This window comes from Methanoculleus sp. UBA374 (assembly GCA_002508705.1).
Classification (GTDB): Archaea; Halobacteriota; Methanomicrobia; order Methanomicrobiales; family Methanoculleaceae; genus Methanoculleus; species Methanoculleus palmolei.
In genome coordinates, this window is sequence record DAYL01000023.1 from 53,814 (window position 1) to 68,582 (window position 14,769).

12 protein-coding genes and 2 pseudogenes are annotated in these 14,769 nt (G+C 62.9%); 3 read left to right on the forward strand and 11 right to left on the reverse strand.

Annotation, left to right across the window (positions count from 1 at the left end):
• Positions 1–233: 233 nt before the first annotated feature.
• From BRA42_RS07505 to BRA42_RS07550, 10 genes and pseudogenes are all read right to left on the reverse strand, one after another.
• Positions 234–1,514, reverse strand: coding sequence for a nitrogenase component 1 (locus BRA42_RS07505; RefSeq protein WP_292405131.1), 1,281 nt, complete (start codon positions 1,512–1,514; stop codon positions 234–236).
• Positions 1,511–3,697 carry a nitrogenase component 1 gene (locus BRA42_RS07510; RefSeq protein WP_292405129.1) on the reverse strand — a complete coding sequence of 729 codons (2,187 nt, stop codon included), beginning with the start codon at positions 3,695–3,697 and terminating at the stop codon, positions 1,511–1,513. Before BRA42_RS07510 ends, BRA42_RS07505 begins: the two co-directional genes overlap by 4 nt.
• 149 nt (positions 3,698–3,846) lie before the next feature.
• Positions 3,847–4,707, reverse strand: coding sequence for a sirohydrochlorin cobaltochelatase (locus tag BRA42_RS07515; RefSeq protein WP_292405126.1), 861 nt, complete (start codon positions 4,705–4,707; stop codon positions 3,847–3,849).
• A 175-nt stretch (positions 4,708–4,882) separates the two neighbouring features.
• Positions 4,883–5,902, reverse strand: coding sequence for an ABC transporter ATP-binding protein (locus BRA42_RS07520; RefSeq protein ID WP_342770764.1), 1,020 nt, complete (start codon positions 5,900–5,902; stop codon positions 4,883–4,885).
• Positions 5,899–7,014, reverse strand: a complete 1,116-nt coding sequence (locus BRA42_RS07525; RefSeq protein WP_342771135.1) for an iron ABC transporter permease — start codon at positions 7,012–7,014, stop codon at positions 5,899–5,901. Before BRA42_RS07525 ends, BRA42_RS07520 begins: the two co-directional genes overlap by 4 nt.
• Positions 6,981–8,282: an ABC transporter substrate-binding protein gene (locus tag BRA42_RS07530; RefSeq protein ID WP_292405118.1), complete on the reverse strand. Its 1,302-nt coding sequence runs from the start codon at positions 8,280–8,282 to the stop codon at positions 6,981–6,983. Before BRA42_RS07530 ends, BRA42_RS07525 begins: the two co-directional genes overlap by 34 nt.
• Before the next feature lie 107 nt (positions 8,283–8,389).
• Positions 8,390–10,207 carry a VWA domain-containing protein gene (locus BRA42_RS07535; protein WP_292405115.1) on the reverse strand — a complete coding sequence of 606 codons (1,818 nt, stop codon included), beginning with the start codon at positions 10,205–10,207 and terminating at the stop codon, positions 8,390–8,392.
• Positions 10,197–11,237: an ATP-binding protein gene (locus BRA42_RS07540; protein ID WP_292405112.1), complete on the reverse strand. Its 1,041-nt coding sequence runs from the start codon at positions 11,235–11,237 to the stop codon at positions 10,197–10,199. The genes BRA42_RS07535 and BRA42_RS07540 overlap by 11 nt, the downstream gene beginning before the upstream one ends.
• Positions 11,234–12,325 carry an adenosylcobinamide amidohydrolase gene (locus tag BRA42_RS07545; protein ID WP_342771181.1) on the reverse strand — a complete coding sequence of 364 codons (1,092 nt, stop codon included), beginning with the start codon at positions 12,323–12,325 and terminating at the stop codon, positions 11,234–11,236. The genes BRA42_RS07540 and BRA42_RS07545 overlap by 4 nt, the downstream gene beginning before the upstream one ends.
• A pseudogene (locus BRA42_RS07550) lies at positions 12,226–12,690 on the reverse strand (hypothetical protein); the annotation flags it as partial. The gene BRA42_RS07545 and the pseudogene BRA42_RS07550, both read right to left, overlap by 100 nt.
• Before the next feature lie 177 nt (positions 12,691–12,867).
• Here BRA42_RS07550 and BRA42_RS07555 point away from each other — a divergent pair.
• From BRA42_RS07555 to BRA42_RS07565, 3 genes and pseudogenes are all read left to right on the forward strand, one after another.
• Entirely contained in the window at positions 12,868–13,080 is a 213-nt protein-coding gene (locus tag BRA42_RS07555; protein WP_292405109.1) for a type II toxin-antitoxin system HicB family antitoxin, read from the forward strand.
• Positions 13,067–13,297 carry a type II toxin-antitoxin system HicA family toxin gene (locus BRA42_RS07560; protein ID WP_292405106.1) on the forward strand — a complete coding sequence of 77 codons (231 nt, stop codon included), beginning with the start codon at positions 13,067–13,069 and terminating at the stop codon, positions 13,295–13,297. The genes BRA42_RS07555 and BRA42_RS07560 overlap by 14 nt, the downstream gene beginning before the upstream one ends.
• Before the next feature lie 8 nt (positions 13,298–13,305).
• A pseudogene (locus tag BRA42_RS07565) lies at positions 13,306–13,551 on the forward strand (nucleotide sugar dehydrogenase); the annotation flags it as partial.
• An 898-nt stretch (positions 13,552–14,449) separates the two neighbouring features.
• Here the strand turns inward: BRA42_RS07565 and BRA42_RS07570 are convergent.
• A complete protein-coding gene (locus BRA42_RS07570) occupies positions 14,450–14,764 on the reverse strand; it encodes a hypothetical protein (RefSeq protein WP_292405103.1) in 315 nt (104 codons plus the stop codon).
• Positions 14,765–14,769 lie beyond the last annotated feature (5 nt).

A 14,769-nucleotide genomic window follows, 5' to 3' on the forward strand; every position in this document is an offset into this window, starting at 1 on the left:
AACCCAGGAACGACGCTCCCCCAGGTTAGTATAGCGGGAATCAGACCTCTATTGACCGCAATATCAATCTCCCTTTCGCGTCCGTCGCGGCTCGCACCTTCGGTGCTCACGCTCCGGTTCGTTAGAACCGTCGCGGCTCGAAGCCTGATGGCTTTTCAAGCTCCGCTTGAACTCGCACTTCGCGTGAAGCGGCGATCCTCTACGCATCCAATAACATAAGACGAAACGATTCACTATCGAAGGATGTTGAGGATCTCCTCGACGAGGTAGAGCGCCCCCGATACGCCCAGGATGGTCCTCGGCACGAGTTCGATCCTCCCGGAGGAGGGGTAGCCGACCTCGACGTACCCCCTGCAGATCCCCTGGTTGGCGAGCATCTTTCCGGTCATTCCGTCGGCGAAGACGATATCCGGGTTTCGGACCCCGGGAAAGACGCTCCAGGTCTCCGAAGCGCCGATCTCCTCCAGGAACCGCAAAAGTTCGCCCCGGTACGGCGGGTATGCACCGCCGGCGACCTCGACCCCCGTCGGGACCATGCCCAGGTAGGTGTAGAGCCATTTTGCAAGGGGGAGGGCGACGGAACTCTCCGCCCTGATAGCGTAGCCCGCGCCCCGGGGGACCCCCGATATCGAGTTCTGCCCGGCGATATGGGCTGCGGCGTTCGCTCGTGCGGCGGCGATCTCTCCCGTTATGTCCGACGGGTCCGCCCCGAGGAGTTCTGAGACTTCACGGACCCATGCGGACGTGGCGTCGAATCCGATCGGCGCGCCTTCGGCGGGGATGTAGCAGGGCGTCCCGGCGTTCTGTCCGTACCACCGGGCGGTCTCCTCCCCGAACTCGGGGAAGACGAGCAGGTTGTATGCGGCGCCGGGTGAGGAGCGGATGCTCCCGGTCTCCGAACCGGCGCCCGGGGAGGAGAGGACCTGCACGCCCATCCGGGCGAGGAGACGCGTCACCTCCGCAAGCGACCCTTTCCAGTGCCGCTGCATGAGGGAGAGGCCGAGCAGGTTGACCGTCCCGGGCCGGGTCTTCTCTTTGGCCGGGGCGATATGCCGGAGGACCCGGGCGATGACCCGGTCCGTCCCCGCCGGTCCGGGGCAGGAGAATCCCGGCGTCTCTACCGGGATGCACCGGTCCTGAACCCCGGCCAGAGCGATTGCTTTTTCTAGGTCGTCGCCGATCAACGCCGCTCCCGGGGCGTTTACCACCAGTATCAGGCCGTCCCATCGTGCGGCGAGGGAGGGGAGGATCTCATGGAGCTTCTGCCCGGCTCCGAAGATGTAGTCCTCATCGTCGAGGTATGTGCACGGGACGCGGGGCTGGCCGAAGAACCACGGCTCAAGCGTCAGGTAGGGGTCCGGGACCTCCGATCCGCCCCGCTGCACGTGGGCGACATGCCCATGATAAAACTTGCAGCCGGTCGGGCCGTTGAGCAGGACCGCCACATCCGGGATTCCTTCGGCGCCGAGGATCATCCCGGTCAGGGCGTCGGGCTCGATCACGCCGGACTTCACAGGTCGTCCCTCCATCCTTCGGAGACCGGCCCGGCGAGGATGCCCGCCCATTGCCGCATGGACGAGAGCGACCCGAAAAAGCCTGCATTCGGGCAGAAGGGAATGACTCCCCACCGTACCTTTGCTTTCTTCGGGTCCGGCCAGATGGTGGTGAGGACCAGGTCCGGCCGAATATCTGCGATATCCGCGTAGAGGCGGTCGGGGGAGTAGCCGGTCGTGACGGACACCCCGGTCGGGGGGTCGTGCGGAGCCTGCGGGTAGGGGGAGCCGAAGAGCCCGACGCGGGGCACCTCCATCCCGCATTCGGTGAGGATATCGAGAACCCACGAGATGTCCGGGCCGGACGAGGAGATGATGACCTTCTTTCCGGCGACCGCTCTTCCTATCCGGTCGATCTCCCCCCGGTAGATCACCCTGTGCCTCCGGATCAGGGCTTCGGCTTCTTTACGGGCACCGTATCTCTCTGCAAGGCCGCGTACCCAGTCTTCGCATGCCCGGAAGGTGTGCGGAAAGGGGAGGGGGAAGATCTCCGCCCGGGTCTTTGCAGAGAGGATCTCCGCCTGGGCTCTCGTCTGGACGTCTGAGGATGCAGGGAGGATGAGGTCCGCCTCTCCGGCCGATTCGACCTCGCCAACCGAGGTGTTTGCAAGGAACCGGCAAACGACCCGGATGTCCAGAGCCGAGAGGTACGCGGCAATTTCATCGAAGTTTGCGCTGGTGTTGTTCGCAAGCGTCTTTTCTCCGGCGATGATCACGGATCGCGGCCTGCCCCGCACTCCCGGGGCGATCAGGGACGATGCCGCCCGGTACCCTGCTGTGGTCCCCGCGGAGAAGTCGCCTTCCCCTACCCCGTCCACCGGCACCGCGATCGCCCGGATGGAGTATTTCGCCGAGAGGTCCCGTGCGCAGCCGGCGATATCGTCCCCGGTCAGTCCGGGGACGCAGGTGGATACGATGAAGACGGTTCGATAGCCGGCGAGGGCGGCGTTCTGCACCGATGCCGCCAGTGCCTCCTCCCCCCCGAAGACCACCGCATGCTCGTCCATCCGGGTCGGGATAACGGACGGCATGGGCCGGCGCCCGGGGTTTTTCTGGATATCCCGGTTGTACGAGGAGGTCAGGAGCTGGGAGACGATATGAGCACAGTTCGAGGGGCCGTGTGCGACGACGGCGACGTCGCGGATCTGCGAGAGGGCGACGACGGCCCCGGAGAAGGCGCACCCGAAGAGCGGCTCCCTTCCGGGATACGGGGGATGTCCCGATCCGGGCCCCGGTCGGAGCGGCTCCTCGATGAATCCCCGGGACCCCGGCGGCGGGGCGGGAGCGCGCCGGGGAGGCGGGGTCTTCACGTTGCGCCCCGAGATCAGGGCCTCGAGTTCCGGGGCCTCCAGGGGTCTTGCCCGATACCGGGGGAATCCTCCATCTCCGGTGAGATGGGCGGCCAGCCCCCGAAAGAGGGCCGCCTCCTCGGAGTCGGGGTATTCGCCGATCAGCGTCCCCGGCACCCGCTCCGCTTTGTGGAACAGCTCGCTTCGCGGAATTTTCACGAGGACCGGGAGATGAACGGCCTTTGCGAACCGCCCGACCTGCTCGTCCTCCTCCGCACCCCCGCGTGAGTTGTAGATGATCCCGCCGATCCTCTTTCGGTCTCCGTCGAAGTTTCGTATGCCCCTGAGGATATTGTTTGCGGCGTAGAGGGAGAGGTACTCCCCGGACGTCACGATGAGGACCGTGTCTGCATACCCGTGCCTGAGGGGAACGGCGAACCCCCCGCAGACGACGTCCCCGAGGACATCGTAGAGGACGTAGGCAAAGCGCGACATATCGTTCTCAAACTGGTCGAGCACCTCGAAGGTGCTGAGAATGCCCCTTCCGGCGCAGCCAATGCCCGGCTCCGGACCTCCCGCCTCGATGCAGGCAACTCCTTTGTAGCCTACCTCGATCAGGTCCCCCGGGGCATACCTCCCCCCGGCCCCGCCGCGGAGGTACTCGGTGACCGTCACCTGCTGGAGGTCTCCGAGAAGAGCCCGCGTTGAATCACGTTTGGGGTCGCATCCGATATGGAGGACGGAAAAGCCCGCATCCGCCAGTGCCGCCGAGATGTTTGCGGCGATGGTGGACTTTCCAATCCCTCCCTTTCCGTAGATCGCGATCTTTGCCTTCGTACGGGGTTGGTGCGTCATGGATGTTCACTTCTGCAAGGAAAAATCGGCCGGGTCCGCCGGGCCGGAGATGCTCACGTGGCGTTAATACAACTTTTTTTGCCTTTATTCAAGTTAAACATGTTGATCGACGCTGCAGATTGCGATGAAAATTACCCTGAAAAAAGGGGTTAGAAAAAGTCATGGTTCTGGATGGTCTCTTTAAGCCGTTTCCCGAAGAGGTCCAGAACCGGCTGATACTCTCCCACGGCCCGGGTATCGGTCGTCACCAGGTAGCCCGCCTTCCGAAGCCGCTTCAGGCATGAATCCTCGTTGTTCTCTCCGGCAATCTCTATCCAGGAATGGATGCCCGGAACGAGGGTGAGCGGGGCGAGTTTGACGGTCTTAATCTGCATATGCCGCAGCCGTTCGACGACCTGATCGATGCCGGGATACCCGGATGCGGCTCCGATCATGATGCTTCCGCCGGCGGTCTCGTCGAGGATCATCTGGAGCTGACAGAGCGCCGGGTCTCCTCCCCCTTCCGATGCGGGCGCGATGAGAACGAGCGCGGAGCCCGGCTCCTGCCTCCCATAGACCTCCAGGATCGCTGCGGCGGCGTCGCGGTAGTCCTCTTCGAGGAGGAGGAGCGGCCTGCTGATCAGGACCCCGTCGAGGCCGAAGTCGTAGTGCGGGCCGGCGATCGAGTTGAGGGCCGATGCAATGCTGTAGAGCCCGTGGTAGTAGAGGCCCGGCGTGACGCAGAGCGGCTGCAGGACAATTCGTCGGTGCCCCTCATCCATCAGGGAGGCTACCGCCGCAAGCGGACTCGGGACGCTCTCGCCCGCCTCCGAAAGGACGCTCCGCACGACCTCCGAGGTGAACGCGTACTTTACTACCGTGCCGGGGCACCATGCCCGGATCTGATCGACGGCCCGGGATATGACGGCCCTCCCTTCGGCCTGGGTTGTACCCAGCGCGACCACGACGATCGCACCGTGAGATTCTCTCTCTTTGCCGTGCCCGTGGGCCGGATGTGTTGTGTGAGACATATGTGATTGTTTGAGATATATTTATATAAAGTTATTTGTGAGATAAATTCCTCTTATAAATATTTCCCAAATTGGGCCAATTATAGAGGTATTTTCACAAGTTAACAAAAGTGTGTATATAAATATTCCCCATAAAGATGGCTTCAGGCTCCTTGCAGCCGCCGCCCGGCACCGGTCACCCGACATCGCGTTCTCTCAGCCAGGCGGTGCAGTCGGTCAGACTGGAGAAGCGTCCCGCATCTTCCCGGGTACGCACCTCCCACAGCGGGCCGGCTTCGGTCTCCCGGATCGCAACCCTGACGGCCGGATCGTCGCCTGCCCCGGGGACAAACCCGATCCGCTGCATCGCACGCTCCGTCCAGAACCTGATCTTCCCGTCCTCTCCCGATACCGCGACGGTCCCTCTCGGAGGGGCCGGCATCCGGAACTGACCGCACCCGACGTCGTAGTTGATCCCCCCGATCCCGAAGACCTCGGAGATCACGCCGTCCAGTGCCAGGTCCTCGGGCGCCCCGCAGTAGAACCGGCCCTCTCTGCTGATGGCCCAGAGATGGTCGGCGGTCCGCATCGCCAGGTCCAGGTCGTGCGTGGAGAGCAGGATCCCCCGGTCCTCGTTCCGGGCCAGGCTCCGCAGGATATGCATAATCTCCATGCGGTAGGGCACGTCGAGATAGGCGGTCGGCTCGTCGAGGATCATCAGCCTCGAATTCTGAGCAAGCGCCCGCACTATCATGACCTTCTGTCGTTCGCCGTCCGAGAGTTCGTCTAAAAATCGATCGGCGAACGAGGCGACCCCGACGGCGTCGAGCGCCTGTTCCACCTGCCGGCGGTCTATGTCGGTGAGCGAGCCGAGCCAGCCGGTATAGGGGTATCTTCCGAGGCCGCAGACGTCGTACACCGAGAGTTGACCTGCCTGGACGGGGTTCGTCAGCACGACGGATACCAGTTTTGCCCGCTCCAGGGGCGCGAGAGCCCGCACGTCCCGTCCGCCGAGATACACCTCCCCCGAGAGCGGGGGCAGAAGTCCGGTGATGGTCCAAAGAAGCGTCGATTTTCCGCAGCCGTTCGGGCCGACAAGACAGACAAGGTCCCCTGCTTTCAGGTCCAGCGAAAGGTCCGCCGCGATCGTCTTTCGCACCTTTCTCCGGGTTTTGTACCCGATCGAGAGGCCCTCTGCCCGTATCAGGGTCCTCACACGCTCATCTCCATCCCCTGTCTGTTTTTTGAGAAGATCACCCAGATGACGACCGGAGCGCCGATGAGAGAGGTTATGGCGTTCAGGGGGAGGGTAATCTCATTTCCCGGGACGGAGGCGATGATGTCGGCGGCAACCGCGAGACAGGCGCCGAGCAGGATGCAGGCGGGAACGAGGACCGCATGGTTTGCAGTGGAGAAGAGAGCCCGGCACAGGTGGGGCACCGCTATCCCGATAAACGCGATCGGGCCGCAAAAAGCCGTAACCGTTCCGGAGAGTACGGCGGTCGTGACGAAGATCACGTTTCTGGTTCTGCGAAAATCGAGCCCCATGCTCTCTGCGTACTGCTCTCCGAGGAGAAGCGCATTGAGGTTTTTTACCTGGCACGCCCCTATGAGCAGTCCGACGGAGGCAAAGAGGACCAGGACCTGGATCTGGTCCCAGGTCGCCCCCCCGAAGGACCCGAAACTCCAGACGGTGTATGCCTGAATCCGTTCGGCAAGAGCAAAATGCATCAGTATCGAGATGAACGAGCTGGCGGTGTAGCCGAACATCAGGCCCAGGATAAGGATGGTCATGCTGCTCCTGATCCGCCGGGATGCAATCAGGATCATCAGGAGGACCAGTCCCGACCCGATCGATGCCGCAACCGCGATCCCGATGCTCCCGAAGGGGCCCAGGTTTCCGAGAATGGTGGACGAGGCCCCGGCCGTTCCGGCGGAGAGGACCACCACGGCGACTCCGAGGCTTGCCCCGGCCGAGAGGCCGAAGACATCCGGTCCGGCGAGGGGGTTTCGGAAGAGGGTCTGCATCAGCAGGCCGGCAACCGCGAGCGATGCCCCGGCAAAGATGCCGACAACCGCCGTCGGGAGCCGGTAGTTGAGGACGATGGCGACCCAGCCGGCATTATCGCTTCCGTTCCCCAGCAGAATGCCGACGACGTCGGAGACGGGGATCGCCACCGAACCGAGGACGAGCTTGAGCATAAAGAGGGCGGCGAGGCTTGCGATGAGGAGAACCATGCTTATGGAGCCCCTCAGCACCGGCCAGCCAGACCCGGTCCTTTCTGCGGTCTTCGTCACCGGCCAGCTCCGGCCCCGGGTATCCGGCATACGGAGACGAGGTCCAGGTGGAAGATCTTCAGGAGTTCTCTGTAGATCGCCTTGAAAGGCTCCCAGAGATCGCTTCCGCCGTCGCCCGGGGAATCGTCGGCGGACTTCAGTTGCTGGTAGTAGACGAGGTCGTGGTCCGGGACGAGATCGGGGTGGAAGATCTTCAGGAGGTCTTTGAGGACGATCTCGGGGTGAACCACGCCCGACTCCCAGTAGTCGTTCCCTCCCCCGTCGTTCACCCGGGCGTTGTTGTTATAGACCTGCCCCGACCCGACGGCACCGAAGTCGGCGTACCTCGCGTCTTCTGCCAGCAGTTCTTCCATGGACCGTACGGTGCCCGGGTTGAGCCAGTAGTCCGCGCCGAGCGCTCGATCGTAGACTACCTCGAAGTCGAGCGGGATGCTCCCCGTTGTGGTGTCGTCTGCCCAGAAATAATCGGCTCCTGCATCGGAGAGGAAACACGCGACGTAACTCTCCCCGCCTGCCATGTACCAGGTTCCCCTGTAATTGTTGTTGAGAAAGACGGTCGGCTTCTCTTCCGTGGCGGCCAGGTCTTTGAGGGCCAGGTACTCCGCTTCGATCCGGTCGAAGTACTCGTTCGCCTCTTTTTCCTTATTGAAGAACACCGAGACGAATTTGATCCATTCGGCCCTTCCGAGCGGGTCCGTCTCCATGTACTCTCCGTTCAGCACGACCGGAATTCCCGCCTCTTTGAGTTTTGGGTGCATATCATACTCAGGGGTACCGGTGGCGTAGGTCATGACCAGGTCGGGGTCGAGATCGATGAGCACCTCGATGTCCACCCCGGATGCCATGCCGGACCCGGCGCCGGCAACGTCCCTGACATAGCCCTCGTTGATGCGGCTGACGATCTCAGGGGTGTTGACCAGGCTCGCATCCTCCACTCCGACCAGAGCCTCCGTCTCACCGAGGATCGGGAGATACGGGAGGTAGGTCGTGGAGAGGGAGACAAACCGGCGGGAGGGTATCTCGATCACCGTCTCCCCGGGCCCCGGGTCGGGAGGGACCGTTCCGGGCTCCACCAGGAGGTAGGTGAACGTTTCGTTGGACCCTCGCCACGGGCTGAGGACCGTGACCCGCTTGTAGGTGTCGTGGTACTCTACACTGAACCCTTCTGCGTATTCGGGGGAGACGGTGTCGGCGGGAAAGGCCTGCAGCGTTTCTCCGGATACGGGGGATATTGCGATCCATCCGATGAGCATGAGGCAGAGGATCGCCAGTCCGTGGAGATGTCGGGTGCGTTTCATGACAATCAGAATTATTTTCATTAAGTAAATATTTTTTTAATTGACCTTTGAGATCTCACCCTTATCTCCCAAAATCCCTGTCTTCCTTGAGTGCGGTTGAGGGTTTCTCATGTGCGCCGCTCCTTCCGGACCAGATCGGCGATTGTGTCCCCGCTCAGGGATTCAAGCCTGACGCACCTTCCGCCGAGGCGCTCCGCCAGGTCCCCGGCGAGTCCGAACCGCGGATATCCGTATTCGGCGTCGATCACCAGGAACCGGGCTTTCTCCCTCCGGATCGCAACGGCGGCGTCGAACGCCTCGACGATCGGGTCCGCCCCCGATGGGGAGTAGTTCGCCCGGCCGTCCGATACGAATACGACCAGGGGTTCGTCGTGGACGTCTTTTTGCCTGATCTTCCTGATAAGGCCGGCCGTTTCCCGGATGCCCCGGGAGAGGGGGGTCAGGCCGCCGGTGGGCAGGTCTTCGAGCCGACGGCAGGCGACGGCCCCGCTTCTGGTCGGCTGGAGGAGCACCTCCGCATCGGTGCCCCGGAAGGAGATCAGGGCGACCCTGTCGCGGTTGATGTAGGCGTCTTTGAGCAGAGAAAGGATCGCTCCCTTCACCGCGGTCATCCTCTTTCCGATGCCCATCGAACCGCTTGAGTCGACGACGAAGAGGATCGTCCTCCCCGTTTTGCGCTCTCTCTCCCTGACCCGGAGGTCCCGGACGGCGAGGGCGATTGCCATCTCTCCCTTCGGACGGGTCCGCTGGTAGGGGGCCGCAGCCCGGATCGTCGCGTCGAAGGCGATATCCGAAATGGTCCCCGAAGGAATCCGCGGCCGGAGATACCTCCCCCGGTCGGCGTTCTTCTGTCGTCCCCCCTTTTTTCCCGTCGTCCCGGGGGAGTTCGCCCGCTCTGGAAAGATATCTCCGCACAGGGGCGGCTCCCCTACCGGATAGACCTGATCGGCCCCTGCCGGGCCGGGCGCCCCCTCTTCTCCGGGGGCGTCCCCGGACCCCTCTCCGCTCTCCGGCGCCGGTGCGGCCCCGGCCTGCCCTTCCGGGGTTCCGTTTTCTCTGTTTGCGCTCTCTCCCGTCTCTCGGGGGGGAGGGACCTCCGGGCCGTCCCGCCTCCGGTGGCGGAGGGCGAGAGGTGCGGTCCCGGATACATCCTCGAGCGTGACCTGGTCCCGCCCGTCGAGGGCGGCCGCCGCGCGGGCAGCCCGGGCGAGGGAGATCTCACCCCTGTGGCCCGCTATCCGGAGGCTCCTGCCGAGGTCCGCGATCAGGTCCATCAACCCCTCGGGGACCAGGACAAACGTATACCTCCGCCGGGCGGCGAGCAGCATCTCGCGCCGGCTCTCTCCCCCGGCTCCCGTCTCTCGCTCCCGCCGCAGCGTCGATGCCAGAAACTCTTTCCGGAGGGCGGGGTCGTCGATTGACGGACAGACGGCGGAGAGGTCGAACCGGTCCATGAGGTGCGGGGAGAGTTCCCCCTCCGTCGGGTTCAGGGTTGCGAGGACCCGAAACCGGGTCCGGTAGGCCGAGGATACGCCGTCCCGCTCGACGGGGACGCAGCCGTCTTCAGCCGCCGTAAAGACGGACGCGACCAGTGAGCGGTCCATCAGATGAATGTCGTCCAGGAGCAGGATTCCGCCGTCGGCGTCTCCGAGGAGGCCCGGTCGGAAGACGGGCTTTCCCTCCCGGAGGGAGCCGGGGATATCCGCCGCCCCGAAGACCCGGTCCCATGTCGCGTTCTGCGGGAGCGTGACGATGCGCTCCCCGGCGATCGTCCCCGCCATGCGGGCCAGGCTGGATTTTCCGGTCCCGCTCTCTCCTATCAGGACGAGGCTCTTGAGGTCCGGGGCGGTTAAAAAGAGGAGAAGGGCCCGTTTTGCCTCTTCCAGCCCGAAGATGCCCTCAAAGACGGGCTCGTCAGGGAGCATCCCGATACAGCTCCGCTATATGGGTCTGCACCGCCTGCATATCCCCGTGCTGCTCCTCGAAGGGCCTGCGGTAGACCCGGTGCGGGAGGGCGAGGTCCGCTGCCCGGCTGAGGTCCTCCCTCGCGATCGCGTCCCTGCCGGCAAGGGCGGCGGACGCGATCGCGGCCCGGACGAGCGTGAGGTCCGCCCGGTGCCCGTCGACGCCGAGGCGGAGGGTTATGGAGACCACTTTGTCCAGGATCTCCTCGGCGACTTCCATGGCAGCCGCCCGGGCTTTTGCGGATTCAATCGCCCCGGAGAGTTCTTCCTCGGAGCCCCGGTACCCGGAGAGGAACTCCTCCGGGCTGCGTTCGAAGGCAAGCCTCCTCCTGATGATCTCCTTGCGCTTCGAGAGGTCCTCCTCCCCGGTCACATCGACCACAAGGCCGAACCGGTCCAGGAGCTGCGGGCGGAGGTCTCCCTCCTCGGGGTTCATCGTTCCGACGAGGAGGAACCGGGCGGGGTGCGAGAAGGAGATCCCCTCCCGCTCCACGTAGTTGACCCCCATCGCCGCCGCGTCGAGGAGCAGGTCCACGAGGTGGTCCTCGAGCAGGTTGACCTCGTCCACGTAGAGGATATTTCCGTTTGCTTCCGCCAGGATGCCGGGCTGGAACTTTCTCATCCCGGTCCTGATAGCGTACTCGATGTCGAGGGTCCCGGCGACCCGGTCTTCGGTGGCGCTGAGGGGCAGTTCCACCACCCGCATCGGGACGGAGGCCGGCCTGAGTTCTTCCCCCGCGTCCAGCCGCTCCCGACAGAGGGAGCAGTAGGTCTCCGTCTCCCCGAAGCCGCACCGGAAGGGGCACCCTTCGACCACGCTCCGCGCGGGAAGCAGGGAAGCGAGCGCCCGCACGGCCGTCGACTTGGCGGTGCCCTTCTCCCCCCGGATGAGCACCCCCCCGATGGAGGGCACGACGACGTTGTAGAGCAGCGCTCTCTTCATCGTCTCCTGGCCGACGATCGCGGTGAAGGGGTACTGGACCTGCGTCATTCTTCCCGGGCCCTCTGTTTTGCAATCCAGGCGATCGTTCTCTGGAGGTGCTCCCCCACCGGCTCATCGGCGGCGAGGAGGGAGAAAAACTCCTCGTCGGGCTTCGTCCCGCAGACCTCCGGCATCGTGCAGAGGATCTTTCTGGCTGCGGTCCCCCCGGCCGTTTCCGGGAGGAGGCCCCAGCCGATCTCGTCCATGATGTGGATGACTGCGGTCGCCACGGAGAGGAGAGCCGGGTCTTTTGCGGTCTCCCGGAGGGACTGGATGAACAGCGGCTTCCGGTTCTCGCCTGCCATGGAGGAGGCCCTGGTCCAGAGGTCCTCTTCCCCGATCGAGAAACGGCTCAGTCTGACCATGATATCCTGCTGGGACGCCGGCGAGAGGCGGGATTGACGTTCAAGGGCGAGCCGGGTCGCCTCCATGACGGCCCTGCCGATCAACTCCCCGAGTTTCGAATGTTTTCCTGCGTCGGTCAGGTTCTTTTCGTGGGTGGTGTCCGCGATGACGGCGATGCCGTCCGTTCCCGAACCGGTCGCGATGCCGGAAGAGTACCTGCTCGGGGCCATCAGTTCCTGGAGAACGGCTGTTTTCGCTTCCGTCGCGGTGATGACCGCCCGGGTCATCGTATACGCCGGGAGGTCGGCGCCGATGAGGAGGAGGGTGTTGATCGTGCCGGCTATCATCTCGATTTCTCCGTTTTCCTGGAAGTAGGATGCCGGATCGCCTACCCGGCCTCCGTTCACCTCGATCCCGGCGGTGACGACCGCCGTGACTTCGACGCCCCGATGAGCCTTCGTCACCGCGGCGGCGTGCTTCATCCGGGCTGCGGTCAGCAGTCCTGCCGTTTTATCAGGATCGAGGCCGAGCCTTCCGGCTACGAGTGCGATGTACGCTTCTACGGACCCTCCTTCGAGGTCGTGAGACTTGAGGGCGCGGTGGGGCGGCTGGTGGTTGAACACCCCCGTCAGGTCCTCCCGGTACCCCCCGTTCACCCAGGACGTGGAGAAGACGGCCCGTCCGGGCGGCAGGCGGATGTATATGCTCTCTTCTGTCCGGAAGATCTCCTCTCCGTTCGAGGTGATCCTGATTGGAAGGTTTTCTGTGTCCATAATATGTAGATCCTCGCTGCAACGATTGCTCGGCCGATTTTCCCGTGTCGTTCCGGTGTAGGTGCCCGGCATCGGGCTTCCCCTCTCTTTTGCCGGCACGCCCTGTCTCGTCTTTGGTCGGAGGGCGGCTGATATATGATATTGTACTTATCAGGATAACTTGTTTTTCCTAAAGTAAACCACCCCGCCATGAAGAACGGGGCTTCCTGCTTCATTCTCCCCCTATTGAGACGAGTCCGCAGGCTCAACGGTGCGTTCCGCACCTGCTCCCCGACAAGATTCTGCTCTTGCAAGGCAAATTTCTGACTAATCGCTGCGTTGATGTCGCGGTCATGGTGAGTACCACAGTCGGGGCAGACCCACTCTCGGTCTGATCACGATGACTTCGAAAGAAGCGTGGGATAATTGTGGGTCCGGGCTTGAACCCGCGCTTGGAGTCTTCAAAGTTGACGAGATGGCTACGCTGATACTTCGGTCAGTATTATCACCACAAAGAGCGATGCTATTCTATTGGTGAGATCATGAAGACGCTCACGGCCGTGCTTTACAGGGAAGAGGATATGTACGTCGCGGAGTGCCCGGAGGTCGGCACCGTCAGCCAGGGTCGGACGGTAGAGGAGGCGGTAGCTAACCTCAAAGAAGCTACGGAATTGTACCTTGAAGAGTTCCCGCTGAAAGATGGGAGAAGGCCGATCATCACGACGTTTGAGGTGGCCGAAGGTGTCCGGGCTTAAACCCGTCTCGGGCAAGACGGTGATAAAGATACTCTCGAAACATTATGGATTCGCCGTAAGCGGGCAATCGGGGAGCCATGTGCGCCTTTCAAAGGTGACGCCCAGCGGAAAAGTGGGTACGGTTGTCCCGTTGCACGATGAGCTGAAGATTGGTACGCTTCATAGCGTCCTGAAACTGGCAAAGATAGATCCCGACGATTTTGCCCGGTATCTTTGAGAGATGTGGCGCCCCTCTTTGTGGATGGGCCACAGATCGAGCACGTCTACAACTTCCAGCGGAACTCCTCCTCGTCGGGCTACAAGATCGTGATGCTCAACCGGGGCGAGTCTCCGCTCAAGGGCGAGGAGCCCGGGTTTGAGGAACTGTTGGGAACGGTCGTCGGTGCGGGGAAGTTCTCCTGCACCGCGGACTTCGCCGGGTGCGACGCGGTGACCCTTGCGATCCAGACGTCGTTTCTCGATGAGAGGGATGGGTCAGGAACGTCGGGCGCAACCTCGCTCCTGGGACAACCGCACGCTTCCCAGCCGCCGAGCGGCCCCTGCAGTTCGGGTTCTCACAGCATCACCGGCTGCCACCGTTCCGGCGCGCATGGACGGCTGTTCAGTCCCACCGAAGACTGGTGCGCGGACGATCTGGGAGTGCCCCATCCCGGCCGCCGTCCACGAGGGACGCAGCGGAGAGAACGGGATGTTCTCCCCTCCGGACGATCGGTAACCACATCGCGAAGATATCCCTGCCGTCATCGGCCGCAGGACGGTAGTGGATGGACCGTTTCATCTTATTTTGTCGGTCCTGGTGTATGGAGGACTGCTCTCTCACGCGAAGCGCGAGTTCAAGCGGAGCTTGAGAAGCCGTCAGGCTTCAAACCGCGACGGTTAACTTGCGGGAGTGTCGTTCCTCCGGGGCCACGCCCGAGCGCGGATTCCTCGTGACTATCGCCACCGCATTGTCCCCGCCTCTTCCGAGGAGGTGGGGGCCTCCGGAAGGACGGAAGGACACCCTCTGGGGGAGGGGGACAAATCTCCCCTCCCCGGTCCCCACCCCCAGAGGCGATAAACGACCGGCGGCACGGCGGGAGTTCGAGCACCGGAGAACGACGTTCCGGTAGGAACGGAATTTGAGCACCGCTCGGTGCGAGGTGCGCAGGCCGCCACGGTCCACTGTCCGGGGTGAACCGGGGAAAATTCAGATCCGGCACCCATTGGAAGTGAGGATGAGCATCACGCAGAGTCTGATCATTCCTTCGCGGCTCTGCACCGAACAGTGCTCGTGCTCCGGACATTCCGTCCGTCGCACCTCACGTGAGGCGACGGTGCACATTTCGGTATTTGTGATAGGTATTTGAGCGCTTCCTCACTGAAGATTAGTTTATACATCTTTGAATACCTCTTCAAAGGAGTAAAACTTAGATCTCTTCTCGATTCTACCTAGATCGGCATCCAGTTTTTCAACATCCCAACTCTCATCGTCGACCATCCGAGAGATTACATCATCGTATGTCATGTTCCCCTTCTTCAGCTTCTTCAACACGAAGCAGGAACGTCTCCTGTGGATCACGGCTATACACCGGCGCAAACACCACCACCGTGCAGCAGTATCGCTGCTAGGGCCGCCGTCAATCGGCCTATTGCGGTCTCTCTCCCGCACAGGAGGGAGTTGAATCGCGAAGCCTACAAAGAGCATGGTAT